Source organism: Helicobacter trogontum, from assembly GCF_000765905.2.
Classification (GTDB): Bacteria; Campylobacterota; Campylobacteria; order Campylobacterales; family Helicobacteraceae; genus Helicobacter_A; species Helicobacter_A trogontum.
In genome coordinates this window covers 1-7755 of sequence record NZ_JRPL02000040.1, presented here as the reverse complement: position 1 = coordinate 7755, position 7755 = coordinate 1, and the positions used below count along the sequence as shown (strand labels likewise).

Genomic DNA, 7755 nt, shown 5'->3' with positions numbered 1-7755 from the left:
AAAAGCATAATTTTCTATAACTTCCAATCCCTCATTCAATTTTACACTTTTAAGGCTAGAGCAATCAGAAAACACCCAATGTTCGATAAACTTTAAACTATTTGGCAAAATTACCTCTTCTAAGGATTTACAACCCCCAAAGGCACGATGTCCTATAATCTCTAAGCCCTCATTTAATTTTACACTTTTAAGGCTAGAGCATTCTTTAAATGCCTCATATCCAATCTCTTTTAAACTTGTGGGAAAGATGATTTCTTCTAAGGTTTCACAAGAAGCAAAAGCGCTAGATTCTATAACTTCTAATCCCTCTTTAAATTTTAAGTTTTTAAGGCTAGAGCATTTTTTAAATGCATATTCTCCGATACTCTTTAAACTATCTGGCAAAATTATCTCTTCTAACGATTCACACTCACTAAAAGCATAATTTTCTATAACTTCCAATCCCTCATTCAATTTTACACTTTTAAGGCTAGAGCAATCAGAAAACACCCAATGTTCGATAAACTTTAAACTATTTGGCAAAATTACCTCTTCTAAGGATTTACAACCCCCAAAGGCACGATGTCCTATAATCTCTAAGCCCTCATTTAATTTTACACTTTTAAGGCTAGAGCATTCTTTAAATGCCTCATATCCAATCTCTTTTAAACTTGTGGGAAAGATGATTTCTTCTAAGGTTTCACAAGAAGCAAAAGCGCTAGATTCTATAACTTCTAATCCCTCTTTAAATTTTAAGTTTTTAAGGCTAGAGCATTTTTTAAATGCATATTCTCCGATACTCTTTAAACTATCTGGCAAAATTATCTCTTCTAACGATTCACACTCACTAAAAGCATAATTTTCTATAACTTCCAATCCCTCATTAAAATTTAGATTTTTAAGGCTAGAGCATTCATCAAATGCGGTTCTTTCAATCGTTTTTAAGCTTGTGGGAAAGATGATTTCTTCTAAGGATTTACAATAAGCAAAAGCGCTAGATTTGATAACCTCCAATCCCTCATTTAGAATGACTTTGCGTATGTTTTTATTGTATCTAAATGTCTCCCCTTCAATGACTTTAATATCCTCTGGGATCACTACCTCTTCTTTAGTGTCAAGCCCTAGTGATTCTACTTTTTCTTTTGTTAATTCCATGGTTTTCCTTATTGCAAGTTTTATTTATAAATTCGAAGATAAATTATAACTTTTTTTTTATATAATATTAACCATGGGGTACCAAAATTGTATAAGGAGCTAAGTTTGGATTATATAGAAAAATTAAGCACCCAAAAGAAAATAGATAGTAAGAAAAGAGCAAAGATTTTAGAGCTTTGCAAAGATAAGCAAAACTATCAAATTCTCTCCATAGAGCAGTATAAGCAAGAGTTATTAGAAGATTATGAGTGTAAGCTTAAACACAAAAGTCTAAAAGAACAAATAGAGCGTTTATGCAAATATGATTTTTGTGATACGATAGACTTTAGATACATAGCTATGTATAACATTATAAAAGATGGCTATACGCAAAAGAATGTAGAATTTTTAGATGATGTGCTTTATACAGAGAGCATAAAACACTCTTTTGGAAGGGGGGAGCTTAAATGGGAAGAGATACTGGGTGCGAATAACTTTGCACTTTTCCCTAAAGTCTATCCTTTAAAATATATGCAAAACTGCACACCTTATTTAAGTAGCTTCTATCTTACACGCGCGATGATTTTTTATAATGATTTTACACATAAAAACAAAGCATTAGAGGAACTAACGCGCAACTTGAATGTAAAATCAAACTCCAAAACTTATAAAGATGAGTGTGCCTTATATATTGCTATGATTAATAAAGACTTTGAAGCAATCTCACTAGGACTTGATCTCCTTTGTAAAAATGCAAAGAAAAGCAAAGAATATGGCACAGATATTTTTAAAACAAGTATGGATTTTAAAGCCCTTGCATTATGGAATCTTATGCGTTATGCGTGGGGAGATGAGGCTTATAAAATAGACTTGCCAAAAGAAGAGAATTTCCCTCTAGCCTTGCATTTATACCAAAAGGAGCGAAATTATGCTCTAGGGAAACCTTGTATCCACTTTGAGCCACCACTTGATCTTTGCAATCTCTTTTTGGAAATAGATTTGCCTATAATGATCTATGGAGAAGAAGAATATGGCAGAAAAACATGTTATGAATTAGATGAAAGGGCATCAGAAAATCTTGTAATAGAAAAAGTGTATGAACAAGCTAAGGCTAAAAATATAAAAGTATATAATGATCACAAAGGCAAGCTTACACTACAAATTCAAAAAGATTAGAAGATGAGGCTAGAGAAAACAATGATTTAGAAGATCCTTTTTATCTTATCTTTAAAAATTATGTATTGTATCTAATCCAAGTGCTTGAAGATATTGATACACAAGAATTTAGCGATATTTACGCCTTTGGGCTAAATCATAACTACAAATCCCCTTGCTTTACTTTAAAGCTTAGATTTAACACTCTCTCTAACGCAAAAAGGGTAGCACAATCCAAACAAATCCCCTTGCAAAAAGCAAAATGGGAATATGAAAACTTCCTAGATAGTGTATTAGAAACCATAGAACTATATGAGACTGATAATACTTTTAGAAAATTAGTAGAACCTTATATAAAAGAGATTCAAGCAAAAAAGCTAAGATTTGAAGAGGAATGGAATGAATGCCGCACAACTGATCTTAAGTATTATTTTAAGCTTGTAACCCAAGCACTTAACTATATCCAAAATAGTGGTTTTATGGAGCAAAAGTTTGGCAGACAAATCCCTTTTATCATCTTTAGTCAAATAGAACCACAAAACAAGCTAGAATCTCTAAACATACAAGCAAATGGCAAGGAGCTTGTAAAGGAGTTTTTGGGTTCTAAAGAAAGTGGCCTTGCAAGGGCTTTTTTAAATAAGATTTTTAAATAATTTTAATTTTAAGTTAAGGAGAAATTATGGCACAAGAGTTTACAGAACAATTGTTTAAGCTTATAGCTGAAGATAATGATACAAAAATAAAAGAGCTTTTAGATTCTATGGAATTTAATTTAAATAGTATTGTGTATGAAGATGAGTATATTATGGAACACATAATGAAAAATCATGCACCCAAATCTTTTAAGCTTTTGCTTGAATATGGGCTAAATCCAAATATATTACCTCGTGAAGTTCCACCGCTTCAACTTGGTATTTTGACGGAGAATCATGCATGTGTGAAGATTCTTGTTGGGCTAAAAAATTTTATGCATTTAAATCAGTCTGATGGCGCAGATGATACTGCTCTTAATTATGCAGTAATTATTAAAGATCTTGATATGATCCATTTGCTTATAGAATCTGGTGCGGATATTTATAGACGAAATTACTTTGGTGAAAGTGTGCTTGATCAAGTGCTTGAAATACTGCAAGAAATGGAAGATGATGATAAAGATAAGCAAAAATTTGAAGAGCTTGCAGTCTTTTTGCGTGAAAAGGGTGTTTTGACAAGTGATTCTGATGAAGAATATGACGATGAGGACGATGATGAGTATTATAAAACAAGAGCGCAATATGGCTATTTGCCCACAGACGAATATGCAGGACTTTATACACTCACTGCAAGCGTGCCTACTGCACTACCTAAAAATTATGAAGTAGAAGGCGTAGAAAATCCACAACAAGAAGGTGCTGGCGTGCCTTATTATCTCTCTTTGGTAGCTAGATATGATGGTGAATTTGCCCCACTTGGAGTTGTATCGTATGAAGAAGCTATTACATATCTTGTAGAAAATGAAAAAATTTTAGAAGAGGATGAAGAGTATTATTATACTAATACATTAAGCTCTGAAGAAATAGAAAGCATGTATGATTATTTTGAAATATGATTTATTGTAAGGAGAAATTATGGCACAAGATCTAGATTCGCAGCTTTTAGACGCAATAGAGGCTTTACGTAAGGCACCTTTAGGTGAATGGGACGCCAAAAAGAGTGCGATTTTAGAACTTTTTGAGCAAGGTGCGAAAATCCCACCCCATATATATAGAAAATCTTGAAACTTATCTAAGCGATTTAGAGCAAGAGTATTGGGATGATAGGGCAGTATATGCAGGTAGAAGTATTTATATTACTGATGAATATGAGATTTTTAATATCCTTTCAAAACTAAATGCAGCAAAAGATAAGAAAAAATCCTTAAATGCACTCTTTAAAATTGCAAAAAGTAAAGGCGTTACACTTACGCCAAAAAACAAAACTGAGCTTAAAAAATTGGTCAAAGACAAAAAATATCTATCTAGGCGATATTGATGTCAGCAAAATTAAAAGTTTTAAAGATTTGTTTAAAAATAGCAGACGCAGGGATTTTAGCGGTATAGAAACTTGGGATACAAGCAAGGTTACAGATATGCAATCTTGCTTTGAAGAAGCAGAGTTTTTCAACCATGATATACAATATTGGAATGTCAGTAAAGTAGAGAGTATGGAGCGAATGTTTTATGGAGCAAGGAGTTTTAACCAACCACCTGGCGCTTGGGGTATTTCAAGTGTGTATAATTTTACACAAATGTTTATGAATTCAGAAAGCTTTGATCAAAATTTAGAATCTTGGGGAGAAAAATCGTTTTAAACAATTGTATTGATTTTAAAAATATATTTTGGTTTTCAAAAATCTATGAAGATAAAGCTTATCCAAGTTGGTGTTGTGTCTGTGAAAATGGTATCTATAAACCAAAACATAAAGCTTTTTTAGAAGAACTTATGGAGAATGGGATTAGCCTTGCCAAGATTGATACAAGTTTAATCACAGATATGAGTTTTTTATTTGAATTGACTTCTTGGGATAACGAACGCTTTAGCGGTATAGAATCTTGGAATGTAAGCAATGTAGAAAGTATGTCAGATATGTTTGCATATTGTGAAAACTTCCGCCAAGATTTAAGCAACTGGAATGTAAGTGCTAAAGCATTGCTTAATTGTGAAGAGATTTTTTATCAATGTCCTACAAATATGCTTGAAGTGTGGAATAAAAAGCAACGCGACAGCGTTTCTCAAGGTGCAGACAATGCCAAATATCTCCCAAAAAGCTATGCTGAACTTAAAGCTTTATGTAAGCAAGAGGATGTAAAGTTAGTGATATTGATACAAGCCTTATTACTGATATGTCGCGTTTATTTACTGGAGAAATTAAGCGAAAAGATTTTAGTGGGATTGAATTATAGGATACTTCAAATGTCGTGGATATGAGCTCTATGTTTGCTTGTTCGCCTTATTTTAACCACAATATAGAATCTTGGAATGTCTCTTGTGTTGAAAGTATGGAAAGTATGTTTGAAGGTGCAGAAGCTTTTAATCAGCCTTTGGATAAATGGGATGTCTCTAAAGTTGAGAATTTCAAAAATATGTTTTATGAGTGCAAGAATTTTAATCAAAATCTAGATTCTTGGAAGCTTAGTGAAATTGGGCTTAAAAATGCCATAGAAAATAAAAACAATATCTTTCATGGCACAAAGCTAGAAAATAACTTCCCAAAATGGCTTCAAGCAACGCAAAAAATCCCAGAAAGCGTGAAATAAATCTGTGATCTCTTAAAAGAAATGTGCGATGGAGAGTATGAAAAAGGCAAAGAGTATTTCATAAACTACTACAACAAGGCACTACAAGGGCTTAAAACATTGCTTGAAAAGAAAAAAGTGAATGATAAAGATCTAGCTAGAATCTATGCCTTAGCTATGGGCGAGAGAGAATTTTATAAAGAAAATACCATAGGAAATTGCCCACTAGAGCTTTTAGAACTCATCAAAAAAAGTGCCACAGATCCTAAAATAGCACTAAAAATCGGGCAAAAAGATAAACAAAGAATGAGCTTTTTAGACAATGCCGCAAGCGTAGGAAGGGCGGATATTGTGAAATTTTTATTTGATTGTGGTGAGGTCATTGAGGGAATGAACGGACTAAAGGGTTTATACTATCATCGTAGGCAGACAAGCCAAGAAAGCATGATAGAGATACTGCGACTCTACAAAGCAAATGGGCTAAAAGATACAGATTTAGACTTTCAATATGGTAGCTTGTATATCTTAGCACTAGAACATGGGATTTTTAGTAAAGAAGAAATAGAAAAAGAGCTAGGAGAGCCATTGCTTGAGTGTGTGCTTAAAGAATATATGCCTAAAGGTTCGCAATATATTGAGTGGTATGAGTATTTTGCCTCCAAAGATTTAAGCCAAGAGGAAAAGGATTTTATAGTGCAGGATATTAAAGAACGCAAGAGCAGCAGGAAAGTAGAAGATTATCTACAAAGATACAATGCGATTTTAGAGAAACTTGGAGCAAAAGGAATACTTTGATATTCCTTTTTAGCTTGAATCAATAGGTGAAATGATAAAAAAATGGAGCTTAGCATAATCTCACAGATTAAAGAACCAGAGAGTGCAATTTTAATCATTTTGCTAAAAGTTTATTTATTTGATTATTTCAAGATCCCCATCGCAAAATCCAGTGGTAATGTGTGGGACTTCCAATAATTTTATATGTTTTAGCTCCATAACTAATTCTTTTAAAATATCTATCATCAGCTCTAGCACACTTTCCCATTCTAAATCACTTGGGATTTCTAGTGCAGGACAGATTCTAAGCTTTGGCACAAAATCTTCTTCACACGCCCAATCATCATCATTTTCGTCATAATTTTCTGCTCCAATCAACTCTATCCCATAAGGCTCAAAAAGCCCAAAATTTAAAGCCACAATCCCTTTTGGCAAAGCTTCTTGCCTATTTATCTCTAAAATCCATTCTTTAATGCTTTGCTTTATTTTTTTTCTATCCATATTTTCCTAACAATCTAAATTGCAAAATTATAATGAGTTTATGCTAAATTTATTGGCAATTATATTGCAATGTAACTCTCTTTATAGATTTGCCTTACACTTTATTTATGGCTAGCTTGGTTTGATATGCCTTCCTTGAGAAAACTTCCTTGCAATAACAATAAAGAGAAGTTATCTTCATAGTAAAAAAGAGCATTCTTTTCTTTTTCACAAAAATGTCTCTCCTCTTTTTTTGTTACAATTTAAAACACTTTAAAACCTCTTTATTTTATAGCGTTCAATACATAAAATTCTTAAGGGTAGTTTGCATATATAAAACCCTTACTGCTATTATAAATGATGATTTTAACGATTAAATACAGCCATTAAAACATATAAGGCTATAATATGCCAAAGGAGAAACTATTTAGATTTTGCCCTCAAGGGCTTTGGTGGGGAAAATCGCCAAACTTGCTCCTATATTTTGGCGTATAGTCTCTCCAAAATTTATAAATTTAATGCAAGATTTAATCAAAGATTGTGTGCAATATTTAGATGTAGAAATTAGAAGTCAGGAAATAAATTATTATGATTGTAAAATTATGCATGTAACAAAATCACTTGAAGCTTTAGATTATGAACATTCTGTATATACTTATATGGGTGATAATGATGAATATTTAAGCATTACTAAGGCTGTTTTAAAAAAATCAAAGCTTGATGGAAGTCATATATTTAGAATTAAAGATGATGAAATACCTGTTTTTGTATCAAATGAATTTAGAAAAAGAGTAAGAGAAAACAATTTATTAGGTTTTAGTTTTAGTATACAAAGATTGATTAATATATAAAATATTATAATCATAAATTATATAAACTTATTAGGTTTTATCAAACAAATACCATAATAAAGGATAAAAAATGCTAAGAGATACTAAGAGAGATGAAGCGTATTTTACGAAACATATAATAGAGTGTG

Annotated in this window: 12 protein-coding genes; 10 read left to right on the top strand and 2 right to left on the bottom strand. The window is 32.2% G+C overall.

Annotation, left to right across the window (positions count from 1 at the left end):
* A partial coding sequence (locus tag LS81_RS09945) for a leucine-rich repeat domain-containing protein (protein ID WP_138069919.1) occupies positions 1 to 1134 on the bottom strand: 1134 nt, incomplete at its 3' end.
* Between the two features lie 105 nt (positions 1135 to 1239).
* On the opposite strand from LS81_RS09945, the gene LS81_RS09940 reads away from it, so the two are divergent.
* The 9 genes from LS81_RS09940 (at position 1240) to LS81_RS09910 (ending at position 6317) form a co-directional block, all read left to right on the top strand.
* Complete coding sequence (locus LS81_RS09940) at positions 1240 to 2289, top strand: hypothetical protein (RefSeq protein ID WP_034344568.1); 1050 nt, start codon at positions 1240 to 1242, stop codon at positions 2287 to 2289.
* Positions 2290 to 2369: 80 nt separating this feature from the next.
* On the top strand, positions 2370 to 2921 hold the full coding sequence (locus tag LS81_RS09935) for a hypothetical protein (protein WP_138069918.1): 552 nt from the start codon (positions 2370 to 2372) through the stop codon (positions 2919 to 2921).
* 26 nt (positions 2922 to 2947) lie between these two features.
* Positions 2948 to 3856 (top strand): ankyrin repeat domain-containing protein, encoded by a 909-nt coding sequence (locus LS81_RS09930; RefSeq protein WP_034344574.1) that lies wholly within the window; start codon positions 2948 to 2950, stop codon positions 3854 to 3856.
* 19 nt (positions 3857 to 3875) lie between these two features.
* Complete coding sequence (locus LS81_RS11390) at positions 3876 to 4025, top strand: hypothetical protein (RefSeq protein WP_158659431.1); 150 nt, start codon at positions 3876 to 3878, stop codon at positions 4023 to 4025.
* Positions 3979 to 4278 (top strand): hypothetical protein, encoded by a 300-nt coding sequence (locus tag LS81_RS11385; RefSeq protein WP_161976768.1) that lies wholly within the window; start codon positions 3979 to 3981, stop codon positions 4276 to 4278. Before LS81_RS11390 ends, LS81_RS11385 begins: the two co-directional genes overlap by 47 nt.
* 28 nt (positions 4279 to 4306) lie before the next feature.
* Positions 4307 to 4597: a BspA family leucine-rich repeat surface protein gene (locus LS81_RS09925; protein ID WP_324761659.1), complete on the top strand. Its 291-nt coding sequence runs from the start codon at positions 4307 to 4309 to the stop codon at positions 4595 to 4597.
* Positions 4576 to 5214 carry a BspA family leucine-rich repeat surface protein gene (locus LS81_RS12130; RefSeq protein WP_052096434.1) on the top strand — a complete coding sequence of 213 codons (639 nt, stop codon included), beginning with the start codon at positions 4576 to 4578 and terminating at the stop codon, positions 5212 to 5214. Before LS81_RS09925 ends, LS81_RS12130 begins: the two co-directional genes overlap by 22 nt.
* Entirely contained in the window at positions 5211 to 5543 is a 333-nt protein-coding gene (locus LS81_RS09915) for a BspA family leucine-rich repeat surface protein (protein ID WP_052096436.1), read from the top strand. Before LS81_RS12130 ends, LS81_RS09915 begins: the two co-directional genes overlap by 4 nt.
* Before the next feature lie 21 nt (positions 5544 to 5564).
* Positions 5565 to 6317, top strand: a complete 753-nt coding sequence (locus LS81_RS09910; protein ID WP_034344579.1) for a cyclin family protein — start codon at positions 5565 to 5567, stop codon at positions 6315 to 6317.
* 114 nt (positions 6318 to 6431) lie between these two features.
* Here the strand turns inward: LS81_RS09910 and LS81_RS09905 are convergent, their stop codons facing one another.
* Positions 6432 to 6797 carry a hypothetical protein gene (locus LS81_RS09905; protein WP_034344583.1) on the bottom strand — a complete coding sequence of 122 codons (366 nt, stop codon included), beginning with the start codon at positions 6795 to 6797 and terminating at the stop codon, positions 6432 to 6434.
* A 431-nt stretch (positions 6798 to 7228) separates the two neighbouring features.
* Here LS81_RS09905 and LS81_RS09900 point away from each other — a divergent pair, with 431 nt between their 5' ends.
* Positions 7229 to 7627 carry an imm11 family protein gene (locus LS81_RS09900; RefSeq protein WP_233715961.1) on the top strand — a complete coding sequence of 133 codons (399 nt, stop codon included), beginning with the start codon at positions 7229 to 7231 and terminating at the stop codon, positions 7625 to 7627.
* Positions 7628 to 7755 lie beyond the last annotated feature (128 nt).